The sequence below is a fragment of the Haloferula sp. genome (genome assembly GCF_049672945.1).
Taxonomy (GTDB): domain Bacteria; phylum Verrucomicrobiota; class Verrucomicrobiia; order Verrucomicrobiales; family Akkermansiaceae; genus Haloferula.
The window spans coordinates 49,086-63,218 of sequence record NZ_JBATWY010000181.1; the positions used below are offsets into that span (position 1 = coordinate 49,086).

The window sequence follows — 14,133 nt, forward strand, 5'->3', positions numbered from 1 at the left end:
CCCAGCTTCATGCAGCCACAAACCCTGCTATCGCTCCTCGTAGGGGCCGCCGTCGCTGCGGGCGGCATCTTGCAAGGCATTCAGTGGAAAAATGCGGCAAGCACTGCCGCCGATGAGGACCTCCAGGGCCAGATCACCGCTCTTGAAAACGAGATCGCCCTCCTCAAGCGCGAGAACGAAAGCCTGCGTTCGCTCGCGCAAGGCGGTGGCGAAATCAAGGTCCCTCCCGAGCTCATCACCTTCGTCGAAAAGGGACTCGGTCTCGACTTCCGCAGCAGCCCGGTGGTCCACCGCATCGCCACCGAAGAACTTCGCGACCGCGTGACCGCTTCCATCGAGAGCCGCTACCCGCCGAACAGCCTCGGTTACCGTCAGCAAGCCTGGGCGCTGATGGGCCTGCTCACACCCGACGATCGATTCGCGCCCCAGCTCGCAGCGATGCGCAGTCTCGGCGCGCGCTCGTGGTTCGACGATCAGACCGGCGAAGCCTGGGTGACCGACCGTTTTGATGAAGCCAGCGTCCCGGATCAGTCGGCGCTGGTCCGCGCGCTTGGTCGCATTCTCATCTTCCAGAACTACCCCCCAACACCCGGCTACCCCGGAGATGACGCCTCGAATGCCCGCGAGGCCATTCATCACGGTGCTGCCATGGCCGTGGAAAACCGCTTCATCGCCCGTCAGGCAGTCGGACTCGGATTCGCCGGCACCCAGACCGATTCCGGTGCCCGCGACCTGCTGGAAAGCCTGCCGGTCTTCGTCCAGGGCACCGCCACCTTTCCCTCGCTGCTCGGCACGCCGAAAGTCGAGCGCCTGATGAATCAGGACAAGCTGCTCGAGTCCCTGCACGAACCTCCCGACACCAGCTCATGGTTCTTTCCCGGAGGTGAGACCTTAACTACGACTTATCCCGTACTTCCCGAAGCGAACGGCGAACTCGTCATTGAAGAGTCTCTTGGTATGCTGGGTTTGAATCTCTGGTTGCGGACTCTTGACCCCGAACTCGGCCAAATCGCTCTAAGCTGGCGCGGTGATCGCTACCGACTCACGGCAAAAACTGACATCGCATTGGATCTCGTTTGGGACATCCAACTTGAGAACGAGCAGTCCGCGGAAGAAATCCTCGAACTTGCCCTCGCCATGAGCGGCGCCCTTGCGGGGGCCGAAAAGGACCCGCTGGTCGACGAAACGCTGACCAGCCCGGATGGCCGGCGTCTTCAAGTCTCAAAGCCGAGCCCGCAGACCATCCGCTTCAGCAATTCCTCTCCGGAATAGCCTACGTGAAGAATTCCTCGACTGGACCGCCATCCTGTCGCATTCCTCCCGGCATGACCGCACGACGCGTGATTTTCGAAGGCCGGGTCCAGGGCGTGGGCTTCCGTTACACCTGCAAGGACCTCGCCAAGGGTTTTGAGGTCGTTGGAACTGTAAGGAACCTTCCCGAGGGCACGGTCGAAGTTGAAGTCATGGGCGAAACCGAAGAAGTCGAGGACTTCATCAAGGAAATCGCCGAAGAAAGCTCCCTCGCCCACAACATCAAGGGCATGTTCGTCTCCAACATTTCGCCGCTCGATGGCGTGAAGGGCTTTTCGATCGTCAGCTGAGCTCAGATCGAGACGCTATCGGCAACCCAGCGCAGGTACTTCTCCGCCCCCCGCCCAATCGGCAGCGCCAGCACCTCCGGCGTCTCATACGGATGGAGCTCTAAAATTGCCGCCTCCAGCGCAGGATAGGCCTCCGCCGTCGTCTTGATGACTCCGAGCACCTCGCTCTCCTCTTCAATCTTGCCTTCCCAGCGATAAATCGAAGTCGCCCCCGGGAGCAGATTGATGCACGCCGCCACTTGCCTTTCCACCAGGCCTGCGCCAATCTGTCGCGCCTTCTCGAAATCCGGAAAGGTGCAGAGCACCACCATTACTTCACTTTTCATACTCCTTTCCTAGCCTTCCCGCTGCTGAATTTGAAACGCCAAGACGCCAAGATCGCCAAGTTTTTCCAGCATCTACTTTCCCGCCATCTTTTGAAAACCAAGACCCGCGTCCCATCCTGCTTGGCGAACTTTGCGTCTTGGCGTTTCCAAATTCTCCTCCCATGAAATCCGGCTTTCTCGAAAAACTCCTGTCCCGGCTCGATCGCATCGATCCCGCCGAGGCACAGCAGCTCCTTTCGCGATTGATCCGCGAGAAAGGCTTCCTCGAACAGGTCTTCGAAGCCCTTCACGAAGGGGTCATCGTGCTCGATGAAGAAGGCCACGTCACCTTCATCAATGCCGCCGCCCAGCGATTCTTCGGACTCAGCGATGATGTCCTTGGCGAGCTGCTGATGCAGAAAATCCCGGGATTGGATTGGGAAAACATCGCCAAACCCGGCAAGACCGTTTCCCGCGATCTCGAAGTCTTCTACCCCGAGAACCGCTACCTGAATTTCTACCTCTCGCCGATCACCTCCGCCCTCGGCAACGAAGCTTTCGGCTGGGTCATGCTGGTCCGCGACCAGACCGCGACCCGCCGCGAGGCCGAAGACAGCCTCGAAAGCGAGCGCCTCAATGCCCTGACCCTGCTCGCTGCCGGCGTAGCCCACGAAATCGGCAATCCGCTCAACTCGCTCGACATCCACCTCCAACTGCTCGCCCGCAAACTGAAGAAACTCCCCCCCGGTGACCGGAAACCCCTCGAGGAAAACCTCGATACCGCGCGACGCGAAATCCAGCGGCTCGACACCATCCTGCGGCAGTTCCTCGAAGCCATCCGTCCGACCACTCCCCAACGTGAGCAGTGCGACCTTCATCAGGTGATTGGAGAAACCCTCGAACTGCTCGAACCCGAACTCGCCTCTCGCGACATCGCCGTCGAGCTTGATCTCGCCAAGGACCTGCCCCCGATGAGCCTGGATGCCACCCAGTTCCAGCAGGTCATCTACAACCTCTTGAGAAACGCCTACCAGGCCCTCCAGGGCGACGGCGGCCTGATCCGGATCTCCACCGGCTACAACGACTATGAGTGCCGTATTTCGATCTCCGACAACGGCAGCGGCATCCCCCCCGAACAAATGGGATCCCTCTTCGAACCCTATCGGACCACCAAACAATCCGGCACCGGCCTTGGGCTGCTGATTGTCCGTCGCGTGATCCGCGAGCACGGCGGTGAAATCGAAATCGAAAGCGAACCCGATGCCGGCACCACCATCCACATCCACATCCCCCGAGGCCCCAAACCCGTCCGCCTACTGGAATCCACCGATAAGATCATCGATATTGATTAGGGGAAATTTGAAACGCCAAGACGCCAAGTTCGCCAAGTTTTTTGAGTTATGAATACGACTGATCAGATTGCCAAAGATATCGTAGATGCCGCTTTCAAAGTTCACAACAAACTGGGGCCAGGGCTTCTTGAAAGCGCTTATGAGGCATGCCTTGCCCATGAACTGACTCGTCGAGGCTATCAAATTGAACGACAGAAAGAGCAGCCCGTGATCTATGAAGGGCTGGAAATCGAAGTCGGCTATCGCCTCGACATCCTCGTCGACGACAAGGTCATCATCGAACTGAAAGCGGTCGAACAAATGCTACCAATCCATCAAGCTCAGATCATGACCTATCTGAAGCTTTCACAGAAAACCCTCGGACTTCTCATCAACTTCAACGTCCCTCTGATCAAGCATGGCATCAAACGCGTCGCCATGAATCACCCAGAGTAGTCCTTCAAAATCTTCAGCATCCCCAGCCTTGGCGAACTTCGCGTCTTGGCGTTTCAAAATTTGCCATGACCCCAACCCTCCTCATCGTCGACGACGAAAAGGCCACCCGCGACGGACTCCGCTCCGCCTTGGACGAGGAATTCGATGTTTTCCTCGCCTCCAACCACAAGGAAGCTTCCTCGGTCCTCAAATCCGAGAAAATCGACCTGCTCCTCACCGACCTCCGCCTCGGTGGCGACTCCGGCATGGACATCCTCGACGAGGTGCTGGCGATGGAGAACCCACCGGTCGCGATCATGATGACGGCCTACGGTTCGGTCGACACCGCGGTCGAAGCGATGCGCCGTGGCGCGTGGCACTTCGTCACCAAGCCCCTCAACCTCGATGAAGTCGAAATGCTGCTGAAACGCGCGATGCGCAGCCAGCAACTCGAAACCGAGAACCGCCAACTCCGCGAACAAGTCCCCGACCCCGCCGGCCTCGGCCGCCTCACCGGAAAGTCCGCCGGCATCCAGCGCGTCATCGACACCGTCAAACAAGTCGCCCCGACCCGCGCCACGGTGCTGATCGAAGGGGAAAGCGGCACCGGCAAGGAAGTCGTCGCCCACGCCATCCACCAGCTCTCCGGACGACCTGCGGAAAAACTGGTCATCGTCCACTGCGCCGCCCTCTCCCCCCAGCTCCTCGAGTCCGAACTTTTCGGCCACGAAAAAGGCGCCTTCACCGGCGCGGCCCAGCGGCGGATCGGACGCTTCGAGCAGGCCGATGGCGGGACCCTCTTTCTCGATGAAATCGGCGAAATCGACGCCACGACCCAGGTCAAACTGCTCCGCGCTCTCTCCGAACGTACCATCGAACGGGTCGGATCCAATACGACCGTCAAGGTCGACGTCCGCGTCATCGCCGCGACCAACAAAAACCTCGCGACCCTCGTCGAGGCCGGGGATTTCCGCGAAGATCTCTACTTCCGACTCAACGTCGTGCGCATCGAAATGCCACCACTGCGCCAGCGCACCGACGACATCGTGCTGCTGACCGGCGGCTTCCTCAAGGAATTCGCCGAAGAGAACGGTCGACCGATCAAACCCCTGACCGACGAAGCCCTCGCCCTTCTCCGCCATCATGCCTGGCCCGGAAACGTCCGCGAACTGCGCACGGCGATCGAACATGGCGTGGTGATGTCGAACGACCCGGTCATCGACGTCCGGCACCTCCCAAACAGCCTCCAAGGCGGCTCTCCCACTCCACGGCCAAGCCCTGATGGGAAAATCGCCCTTGCGGGTCCTCCTGAATTCAACTTGCATGCGCTCGAAACCCAAGCCATCCGGACCGCACTGAGCGAAGCCGGAGGGAATCGAACCCGTGCCGCCGAACTCCTTGGCATCAGCCGCCGCACCCTGCAGCGGAAACTCAAGGATCTCGTCGACTAGGTTAGACCCGGCTTTTCAGTCCTTCCCCAATGAGAGATTCTACTACCCAGTTCGACGGTTCCGTCATCGTCCGTCGGATCATTTTCTTCGTTGTCCTCGTCTGCCTGACCCTGATCCACCTGCTGGTGCTCTTTCGAGGTCTCGGAACCGAACAGGCCATGGACCAGGCCCAAATTGGACGTCAGGTCGCTCGCGGGGAGGGATTGACGACAAAAAACATCCGGCCGCTCGAGCATCACCTCGCCGAGACCCAGGCCGAGTCCACCCTGCCCTTCACCGGCCTGCGCGACACCTACCACGCTCCGCTTAATCCGCTCGTCCTCGGCGCGGTCTTCAAGTTGGTCGGCGTCGACAAGGAGGATTCTTGGGAAATGGGTCCAAAGGAACTGATTTACCCGCTCGACCGGGTCGTCGCCCTCGTCTCCACCCTCTTCTTTCTCATGGCAATCGGGGTCACCTATCTGCTGGTGAGTCGCGTCTTCGATGGGAAAATTGCCGGGGTCACGGCGCTCCTAATGCTTTTATGCAATCTCTTCTGGAGCTTTTCCCAGAGCGGCCTACCCCAGATGCTCCTGCTGCTGCTCTTCACCTGCGGTCTCTACTTCACCTACCGCGCCGTCGAGTCTCAAGAAGAAGGACGAGGCTCCCTGTTGCCCGCGGTCTTTGCGTCCGTCTTCTTCTCGCTCATGGTCCTCACCCACTGGATCACTGCCTGGATCTTCTTCGGCTTCCTGATCTACGCCGCCATCGCCTTCCGACCTCGTGGCATCGTCGCGCTCTCGTCGCTGGCGGTTCTCGCGATCGCCGTCGTCTGGCCCATCTACCGGATGGCCGATGCTTCGGGAGAACCCTTTGGCATCGCCCGCTTCGTCTTCTACAATGGCCTCTCCGGTGGCAGTGAAGCACTTGTCATGCGGACCCAGGATCTCAGCAACGTTCCCCTGGGGATCGATGGCCTGATGCTGAAAATTCTCGGCACCACCCTCGTTCAAGCGACCGACCTGATCCCCTTCCTCGGAGGCATCATCGCGGCACCGATCTTCTTCCTCTCCCTGCTGCATCCCTTCAAGCGGCCCTCGATCGCCAGCTTCCGTTGGCTGATCCTGCTGATGTGGTTCTTCGGAGCCATTGGCATGGCGATCTTCGGCATCGATAGCGACATCGCCCTGCATCCCAATCAAATCCACATCCTCTTCGCCCCCATCATGGCGGCCTATGGTCTCGCCTTCGTGTCGATCCTCTGGAGTCGGCTCAATGTGGTCTCGACCCAGCCGATGCTGCGAAATGTCCACTACATTGCGATCGTCGCCTTCTCGGCAGCACCGATGCTCCTCAGCCTTCCCAAGGACATCCGCATGTATCTCACGATTTCGGACAAAGGCGGTTGGCCGCAATGGCCTCCCTACTACCCGCTGGTGCTCAACCGCGGTCTCGGCGATTGGGTCGTGAAGGATGAACGTCAGCCGGAAATCGTCGTCTCCGACCTCCCGTGGGCCGTCGCCTGGTATTCGGACGCCCACTGCATCTGGCTGCCGAATTCCAAGGAGGAACTCCTCAGTCTGGACAACAAGGCGACCGATCTGGGAACCCGACTTTCAGGCATCCTCATCACGCCGAATTCGCGAGCTGAAGGAAACACCTACGAACGTGGTGACTTCGCCCCTCTCGTTCTCGACGGCACGATCGCGTCGGTCACCGGACCCACCCCAACAAGACCCGGCTTCTCGATTTACGACAAGGCACCGACCCTCGCTGAAATCCAGCGGCGCTTCCCCTACCGGATGCCGATCCTTGGTCAGCAGATGATCTACTACAGCGAAAAGCAGATCTCCGATTCAACCCAGAGCAATTGATGCCCCGCAAGAAAGCCAACCCCAGCGAGGAAACCGGACCCAACTTCGAGAAGGCCATGGCCGAACTCGAGCAGATTGTCGGCGCCATGGAGGAAGATCAACTTCCCCTCGAAGACTTGGTCGCCAAGTTCGAACAAGGCACCCAGTTGTTGACCCACTGCGAATCCGTGCTCGCCTCAGCCAAGAAACGACTTCAAACCATTGCGGCGCAACAATCCGCTCCTGACTCCAGCTTGTCCCCTGACACGTCCGATGAATCGGACGACACCGACGACGATGACGACATCCGCCTCTTCTGACCGCCCCACCCTTGGACCCATCCTCACCGGCATCCGCTCTCCGGATGACGTCAAATCCCTTTCCGAAGCCGACCTGCTCAAGCTGGCCGATGAGATCCGTGAAGCCCTCATCACCAATCTGGCCCGCACCGGCGGCCATCTCGGACCCAACCTCGGTGTCGTCGAACTCACCATCGCCCTCCACAAGATCTTCTCCACCCCGAAGGATCACTTTGTCTTCGACGTCGCCCACCAGGGATACGTCCACAAAATGCTCACCGGTCGGGCCGACAAGATCGATACGATCAGGACCTACAAGGGCCTCAACGGCTTCCTGCTGCGCACCGAATCCGAACACGACTGCTACGGCGCGGGCCACGCCGGCACCGCCCTTTCCGCCGCACTCGGCATGGCCGCCGCCCGCGACCTTCTGAAAGACGATTCCCACGTCGTCGCCCTCGCCGGTGATGCCGCCTTCACTTGCGGACCGACCCTCGAGGCTCTCAACAACATCGCCGAAACGACCAAAAAATTCATCGTCGTCCTCAATGACAACGAGTGGTCGATCGACAAGAACGTCGGTGCCATCGCCCGCTACTTCAATGCCCTCCAAACCCACTCGACCTACGCCTCGGTGCGCCACACCGCCGCCGACTTCGTCGAGAAAATTGCCGGCAAGGCCGCCCGCAACCTCGCCCACAAGGTCGAGGAAAGCGCCAAGAACCTGATCTTTCCGAACGTCCTCTTCGAGAAATTCGGCATCCGCTACTTCGGCCCGATCGATGGCCACGACCTGCCATTGCTGATCCGCACCTTCGAATACCTCAAGACCCTCAACGAACCGGTCGTCCTCCACATCATCACCGAAAAGGGCCGCGGCTACCAACCCGCCCTCGACAACCCGGGGAAATTCCACGGCCTCGGCACCTACAAGGTCGAGGACGGCTCCACTAGTGCTTCCAGCACCCCGACCGCTTCGGAAATCTTCGGCCGCACCGTCACCGACCTCGCCAAGGAAGACGAAAAGATCGTCGCCATCACCCCCGCCATGCCCGGCGGCAGCAAGCTCGATATCTTCAAGAAAGAGATCCCCGAGCGCTACTTCGACGTCGGGATCGCCGAGGAACATGCCGCGCTTTTCGCCTGTGGCCTCGCGACGAAAGGCATCCGCCCCTTCCTCTCGATCTACTCGACCTTCATGCAACGCGCCTACGACATGATCATTCATGACATGGCCCTGCAGAACCTGCCTGTTAGATTGTGCATGGACCGCGGCGGCCTCTCCGGCGACGACGGCCCGACTCACCACGGCCTCTTCGATATCGGCTACCTCCGACCCGTTCCCGGCATCATCCACATGCAGCCGAAGAACGAAGCGGAGTTCGTCGCCATGCTCAAATGGATGGCCGCCTACGACGATGGCCCCACCGCCATCCGCTACCCACGCGGCCCGATCGACGGCACCCCGGTCGACGCTCCCTGCGAACCCATCATCCTTGGAAGAGGCGAACTCATTGCCGAAGGCAGCGACGTCGCCCTCATCGGCCTCGGCACCATGTTCGAAATGGCCGTCGAAACGAAGAAACGCCTCGAGGAAAAGGGCCTCTCGGTTTCCCTCGTCAACCCGCGCTTCATCAAGCCGCTCGACACCGAACTCCTCGAAAAGGTCGCCCGCAACGCCAAGGTTGTCTGCACCTTCGAAGACCACGTCCTGATGAACGGCTTCGGCTGCGGCGTGATCGAGCATTTCAACGAGGTCGACATCGACACCCCCGTCGAGCGCATCGGCTGGCCTGACGAGTTCATCGAACACGGCAAGATCGACATCCTCCGCGAACTCCACGGCCTCACCGTCGAAAACGCCGTCGGAAAGGTGATGAAGCACTTCTAAAGGAGCCTCATCCGACTCCCAAAAGCCCTCAGCCACAAACCGTAGCTGCGCCGGCCCGGCGCAGGCCGTTAGAGAGGCGGTCCGCCTCGATTCACCTCAGCTTCGTTGCGCCCAGTCACGCTGACGCTGACTGAGCGCCCAGATCATCGGGACTTCAATCGCCACCATCACTGGGTCCATCAAGGTCAAAAAGGTGATGACCCAATCGTCCTGACTTTCCCCAATGACACTCCCCTCCATCATCTCAGGGGTGATCGAAGCCCCGGAAAAGACCCAGAATCCGTAGACGATCACGAAAACCAAAAATGCCTGCGTCAAAATCCACCAAACAAGAACCAAGCCGGTACTCGTGCCCGTGATCCGGCTCGCTTGAAGCAGGGCCTTCGCTGGAACCCAGAAATTCAAGATCGGGATAAAGTAGCTCCCCACTCCCATTCCGGGACTCACCGTCATCCGATCAGGCGCCACCCGCTTTGCATTGCGCAGCACCCGATAATTCCAACACAGAAAAGCCACCAAATAGACAAGCATCAGCCAGCCGGAAACCGTTTCCATCAGTGACAAAGGCCCGAATAATGGGGACTCCAAGGAAAGCATCGGAACCAGAAAATAGCTCAACAGGTCGAACACCGTCGTAACGATCAGCAGGCTGATACAAGTTCTGCCCAAAGTCCCAGGATCATCCACTTTCGCATAAAGCGGATCGCCATCCACTGCCGGCTCAGCTGATTGAGGAGTCGCGTAAGGGTTGTGCTGATCCACACCCCCATCCAAAGCCCCGAGCTCCTGATAGGTCGAGCGAATCATTTGAGACCGTGACTGAAAAACCTCCATTTCGACCTTCGCCGAGGCCGGGATGGACAGGCGATGTTCCCCTGATACCACATGCCCCTCTCCCGCGTCCTCATCAACGACCTCCCGGCTTATCAGTGCCACCCAACCAGGGGAACCTGCCTCCCACCGTGTCGGCAAGATTGAGCACCATGTGAGTCAGGTAGAGGGAAGTCTCCTGGCGTCGCCCGGGAAACCTCGCTTACTCAAGGTCAACAACCCGGAGCTTGCTGTTCATCAGAGGCCAACAATCGCGCTGGAATGGAAGACCCGAGCAATCCCGGCAGTTCGTCGGGATCTTACAAGAAAGAGACGGGACGATACAAGCAATTGAGGGTGCCATGTCTTAAAACCTCACTCAGCTCGATTCCTGACACATCGTCACATCGTCAGGAACAGTTCGAAAACATCTGAAAAAATCCATGAACATTACTCATTCTCAAACAGGACGTTCCCGCTTGATGTTGGTCGCCGCCACGAGCGGAGCCTTCGCTCTCGCGGCCCCATCTGCTCAAGCGGCATGGTCGCTTCTCGACAACTTCGACAGCTACTCGGCAGGCCCTACCACGACCGCGACCGGTGGAAGCTGGACGTCCGTTTTCGATGGCACTGGAAATTCAAACGTCGTGGCCTCCGACAAGGTTCTGTCTTTGGAAACCAAAGGTGGTGCCGCATGGCGCGGTGCCAAAAAGGATATCACCGGCACGGCTGGCATCGCTGCGGGAACCACTGGCACGATTTTCTTCCAATTCAAGCCCTCCAGCGCGGGTGGCGCTTTCGATGTAATGATGGGACTCTCTCCCTCCATCAGCACCATTGATGACTCCAACGCGTGGCAGGATTTCAACGTCATGCCGTTCTTCGCCGGTGCCGGCGATGGCACGGCTGACCTGAAGGTCACGACGCCCGCCGACGGAGATATCAATCTCATTACCGACGCGACTTTGGATGTTTGGTACAACGTCTGGCTTGTCGTCGACAACGACCTTACTGCTCCAAGCTTCGATGTCTTCACCTCGACCGGCACGGCGGCGGGCTCCTTCGCAGGCACTGGCGCCTATGTGAACACCGGTGGAGCTGGCCTTGGAATCGGTCAGGACCTGAATGCCATCGGCTTCATGGCGGCAGGAGGCGCAGATTCTGCCGTTCTGCACGACAACATCTACTACACAAGCGGGGTCGATACGACCAACCCCGTTCCGGAGCCCTCGGTCGCCATTCTCGGTGGCTTGGGAATCCTGGGACTCCTACGCCGTCGCCGCTGAGAATCGTCGTCTGAATCTCCAAAAGGCGGACCTGATCAGGTCCGCCTTCTCTGTTCCAAGCTGGAAATGAAGAAGAGCAGGTCCATGTGCCGAGCATTTCTGCGGCTCCGGATGACTCCTGACAAACCCTCCGCTTGATCATCCTGGCAGGCCCACTAACAGTTCGAACATGATTGAAAAGGTGGTCGTCCTCGGGTCCGGCAGTGCGGGGCTTCTCGCCGCGCTGACCCTCAAACGCAAGCTGCCCCAACTCGAGGTGGAAATCGTCAGGGACCCTGATATCGGCATCATTGGCGTGGGCGAAGGCAGCACCCCGAATCTGGTCAGCCACCTGTTCAATTATGTCGGCATCAAGCGGAAACGCTTCTATGAGCTCGCGAAGCCGACATGGAAGCTCGGCATCCGCTTCAAGTGGGGTCCTCGCGGCAGCTTCAACTACACCTTTGACCAGCAGCTCGATCAGGAATTCAACGAACTCAAGGCCCCGAATGGTTTCTTCTGCCGGGAAAGCTTTTCCCAAGCCTCGGTCTCGTCCTGCCTGATGGACGAAGGCAAGGCCTTCATCCGCAAACCCAACGGTTCCCCCTTCATCCAAGGTGGCCATTCCTTCCACATCGAGAACGAGCATCTCGTCGAATGCCTCGAAAGCGAAGCGGTCGCCTCACGAGTCAGGATCACGGAGGGAAAAATGACAGGGGCCGAACGCGGCGACAACGGGATCGAGGCCATCCATCTGTCCGACGGACGACGAATCGATGCCGACCTGTTCGTCGATGCCAGTGGCTTCCGGGGCGAGCTGATCGGCAAGGTGCTCGAGGAGCCATTCGTCAGTTTTGACAAGACACTGTTCTGTGACCGCGCCGTGGTCGGCGGGTGGGAACGCGGCGATGAGCCCATCCTCCCCTACACCACCGCCGAACAAATGGACTCGGGCTGGTGCTGGCAGATCGAGCACGAACAACACATCAATCGTGGCTACGTCTTCTCATCCGACATGATCTCCGACGAGCAGGCCTTCGAGGAGTTCCGACGAAAGAACCCCAAGGTTCCCGACACCCCACGATTCGTTCCCTTCACTGCCGGCCATCGACGTCGCCCCTGGGTCGACAACGTTTTCTCCGTCGGCAATGCCGCAGGCTTCGTCGAACCCCTGGAAGCCACGGCACTGATGGTCATCTGTTCCCAGTGCAAGGCGCTCGCGACCATGATCCAGCAATCGACACTCGAGCTCTCCTCGACCATGCGGGACATGTACAACGGACTTCAACAGAAGGAATGGTCGCTGATTCGCGACTTCCTCGGACTTCACTACAAGTTCAATACCGCCGTCGACACACCCTTCTGGAAGCGATGCCGTGAGGAAACCGACCTCTCGGGAATCCAGGACGTGCTCGATTTCTACGAGGAAAACGGCCCCTCCGTCCTGATCCGCCACCTCCTCCCCGACTTCGTCAACGATTTCGGAGTCGAAGGGTTCCTCGTCATGCTGGTCGGCAACAAGGCCCCGTGCCGGAAGCAATACGAACCTGACTCCAAGCAAACCCGAAAATGGCAGCAGCGCTGTGCTTTCCTCGCAAAACAGGCGAAATCAGGCGTCGACGTCAAGCAGGCCCTCGGCTTCGTCCGGGACCCCCGCTGGGACTGGGCGGAAGGAAAATAGGGGCTCCGGCCCTCACCTTTCCGGAAGGATCATTACTCAAGCCGTCAAATTCCTTGGCGGCCTCGGTCGTTAGGCGGTTCACTCATCCAGATGCCCGCCGCCCGCGTCCTCATCGACGGCCCTTCCGAGCTCGTCTTCGACTACGCCATCCCCGACGACCTTCCGGTCGTCGCCGGCTGCCGTGTCCGCGTGCCGCTGCGCAACCGCTCCTCCTCAGGCACCGTCCTTCAGGTCGTCGAGTCCACCGACCTCGGCTTCGCCCTGCGTCCCCTCGACGCCCTCACCGACCCCGAGCCCCTCATCACCCCCAAGCTCCTCGAGGCAGGCCGCTGGATCGCCAACTACTACGGATGCAGTATGGAAAGCGTCGTCCGCGCCCTGCTCCCCGAAGCCGTCCGCACCGAGGAAAACTCCGCCAAAAGCCGCAAGTCCGTCGTCCTCGAAGGCACTCCCGACGAAGAAACCCTCGCCAACCTCGAGAAGCGCGCCCCGAAACAGCACACCATCCTAAGCCTGCTCGCCCACGCCCCTGACCACAAACTCCCCCTCACCGAACTCGGATCCAGCGCCGCCACCTCCGTGAAATCCCTGGCAAAAAAGGGCCTCGTCAAACTCATCGACGAAGAAGTCCGCCGCGACCCAGAAGCCGACGGCCTCGACGAGATCCTCCCCGACACCCCCCTCGCCCTCACCGACGAACAGCAAGTCGCGCTCGACGCCATTCTGGCTTCAATTTCCAATGATCCATTTCCAATTCCAAAACCAGAGGCACCGTCCAATATGGAGAAGGAGATTGCATCTCCTTCCACACAACCCGAGCCCACATCCGGACCGCTGACTTCAGTCGGCGTCGAAGGCGAAGCCAAAAACGAGACCGAACTCAAGAATCAAAACCTTGGCGAACTTGGCGACTTGGCGTTTCGCAATTCCCCGCCCACATCCCCATCCCTTCCTCTTCACACTCGGCACCCGGCACTCGGCACTCCGGCGAAGCCGTTCTTACTGTTAGGCGTCACCGGCTCCGGCAAAACCGAAGTCTATCTCCAGGCCGCCGCCGCCACCCTCAAGCTCGGCAAAACCGTCCTCGTCCTTGTCCCCGAAATCTCCCTCACCCCCCAAACCGTCCGCCGCTTCCGTGCCCGCTTCGCCCACGTCCAGGAACAAGTCGCCGTCCTCCACTCGAACCTCTCCCAAGGCGAGCGCTTCGACGAATGGCACCGCATCCGCAAAGG

Annotated in this window: 13 protein-coding genes; 11 read left to right on the forward strand and 2 right to left on the reverse strand. The window is 59.6% G+C overall.

The window, feature by feature from the left end:
* Positions 1-9 precede the first annotated feature (9 nt).
* A complete protein-coding gene (locus WBG04_RS16435) occupies positions 10-1,272 on the forward strand; it encodes a hypothetical protein (protein WP_424315650.1) in 1,263 nt (420 codons plus the stop codon).
* Between the two features lie 53 nt (positions 1,273-1,325).
* A complete protein-coding gene (locus tag WBG04_RS16440; protein ID WP_424315652.1) occupies positions 1,326-1,601 on the forward strand; it encodes an acylphosphatase in 276 nt (91 codons plus the stop codon).
* 2 nt (positions 1,602-1,603) lie between these two features.
* On the opposite strand, the gene cutA is transcribed toward WBG04_RS16440, so the two are convergent.
* A complete protein-coding gene (gene cutA / locus WBG04_RS16445) occupies positions 1,604-1,927 on the reverse strand; it encodes a divalent-cation tolerance protein CutA (RefSeq protein ID WP_424315654.1) in 324 nt (107 codons plus the stop codon).
* Between the two features lie 161 nt (positions 1,928-2,088).
* Between cutA and WBG04_RS16450 the strand changes: the two genes are divergently transcribed.
* The 6 genes from WBG04_RS16450 to dxs all read left to right on the forward strand — a co-directional run bounded on the left by WBG04_RS16450 (position 2,089) and on the right by dxs (position 9,145).
* Positions 2,089-3,258 carry a two-component system sensor histidine kinase NtrB gene (locus WBG04_RS16450; RefSeq protein ID WP_424315656.1) on the forward strand — a complete coding sequence of 390 codons (1,170 nt, stop codon included), beginning with the start codon at positions 2,089-2,091 and terminating at the stop codon, positions 3,256-3,258.
* A 48-nt stretch (positions 3,259-3,306) separates the two neighbouring features.
* Positions 3,307-3,693 (forward strand): GxxExxY protein, encoded by a 387-nt coding sequence (locus tag WBG04_RS16455; RefSeq protein ID WP_424315658.1) that lies wholly within the window; start codon positions 3,307-3,309, stop codon positions 3,691-3,693.
* A gap of 65 nt (positions 3,694-3,758) precedes the next feature.
* On the forward strand, positions 3,759-5,123 hold the full coding sequence (locus tag WBG04_RS16460) for a sigma-54-dependent transcriptional regulator (RefSeq protein WP_424315660.1): 1,365 nt from the start codon (positions 3,759-3,761) through the stop codon (positions 5,121-5,123).
* Positions 5,124-5,152: 29 nt separating this feature from the next.
* Complete coding sequence (locus WBG04_RS16465) at positions 5,153-6,976, forward strand: ArnT family glycosyltransferase (protein ID WP_424315662.1); 1,824 nt, start codon at positions 5,153-5,155, stop codon at positions 6,974-6,976.
* Entirely contained in the window at positions 6,976-7,275 is a 300-nt protein-coding gene (gene xseB, locus WBG04_RS16470; protein ID WP_424315663.1) for an exodeoxyribonuclease VII small subunit, read from the forward strand. Before WBG04_RS16465 ends, xseB begins: the two co-directional genes overlap by 1 nt.
* Positions 7,253-9,145: a 1-deoxy-D-xylulose-5-phosphate synthase gene (gene dxs / locus WBG04_RS16475; RefSeq protein WP_424315665.1), complete on the forward strand. Its 1,893-nt coding sequence runs from the start codon at positions 7,253-7,255 to the stop codon at positions 9,143-9,145. The genes xseB and dxs overlap by 23 nt, the downstream gene beginning before the upstream one ends.
* Positions 9,146-9,241: 96 nt before the next feature.
* Here dxs and WBG04_RS16480 read toward each other — a convergent pair whose 3' ends face one another.
* Positions 9,242-9,952 (reverse strand): DUF4328 domain-containing protein, encoded by a 711-nt coding sequence (locus tag WBG04_RS16480; RefSeq protein WP_424315667.1) that lies wholly within the window; start codon positions 9,950-9,952, stop codon positions 9,242-9,244.
* A gap of 446 nt (positions 9,953-10,398) precedes the next feature.
* Between WBG04_RS16480 and WBG04_RS16485 the strand changes: the two genes are divergently transcribed.
* From WBG04_RS16485 to WBG04_RS16495, 3 genes are all read left to right on the forward strand, one after another.
* A complete protein-coding gene (locus tag WBG04_RS16485) occupies positions 10,399-11,241 on the forward strand; it encodes a hypothetical protein (protein ID WP_424315669.1) in 843 nt (280 codons plus the stop codon).
* Between the two features lie 169 nt (positions 11,242-11,410).
* Positions 11,411-12,901: an FAD-dependent oxidoreductase gene (locus WBG04_RS16490; RefSeq protein ID WP_424315671.1), complete on the forward strand. Its 1,491-nt coding sequence runs from the start codon at positions 11,411-11,413 to the stop codon at positions 12,899-12,901.
* Positions 12,902-12,991: 90 nt separating this feature from the next.
* Positions 12,992-14,133, forward strand: a 1,142-nt coding sequence (locus tag WBG04_RS16495) for a DEAD/DEAH box helicase (RefSeq protein WP_424315673.1), incomplete at its 3' end; no start/stop codon positions are given.

Coding starts and splice junctions, on each gene's coding strand:
- WBG04_RS16460 (WP_424315660.1), top strand. CDS start 3,759: ATGACCCCAACCCTCCTCATCGTCGACGACGAAAAGGCCACCCGCGAC.
- WBG04_RS16450 (WP_424315656.1), top strand. CDS start 2,089: ATGAAATCCGGCTTTCTCGAAAAACTCCTGTCCCGGCTCGATCGCATC.
- WBG04_RS16465 (WP_424315662.1), top strand. CDS start 5,153: ATGAGAGATTCTACTACCCAGTTCGACGGTTCCGTCATCGTCCGTCGG.
- WBG04_RS16485 (WP_424315669.1), top strand. CDS start 10,399: ATGAACATTACTCATTCTCAAACAGGACGTTCCCGCTTGATGTTGGTC.
- xseB (WP_424315663.1), top strand. CDS start 6,976: ATGCCCCGCAAGAAAGCCAACCCCAGCGAGGAAACCGGACCCAACTTC.
- cutA (WP_424315654.1), bottom strand. CDS start 1,927: ATGAAAAGTGAAGTAATGGTGGTGCTCTGCACCTTTCCGGATTTCGAG.
- WBG04_RS16480 (WP_424315667.1), bottom strand. CDS start 9,952: ATGATTCGCTCGACCTATCAGGAGCTCGGGGCTTTGGATGGGGGTGTG.
- WBG04_RS16455 (WP_424315658.1), top strand. CDS start 3,307: ATGAATACGACTGATCAGATTGCCAAAGATATCGTAGATGCCGCTTTC.
- WBG04_RS16490 (WP_424315671.1), top strand. CDS start 11,411: ATGATTGAAAAGGTGGTCGTCCTCGGGTCCGGCAGTGCGGGGCTTCTC.
- WBG04_RS16440 (WP_424315652.1), top strand. CDS start 1,326: ATGACCGCACGACGCGTGATTTTCGAAGGCCGGGTCCAGGGCGTGGGC.
- WBG04_RS16435 (WP_424315650.1), top strand. CDS start 10: ATGCAGCCACAAACCCTGCTATCGCTCCTCGTAGGGGCCGCCGTCGCT.
- dxs (WP_424315665.1), top strand. CDS start 7,253: ATGACGACATCCGCCTCTTCTGACCGCCCCACCCTTGGACCCATCCTC.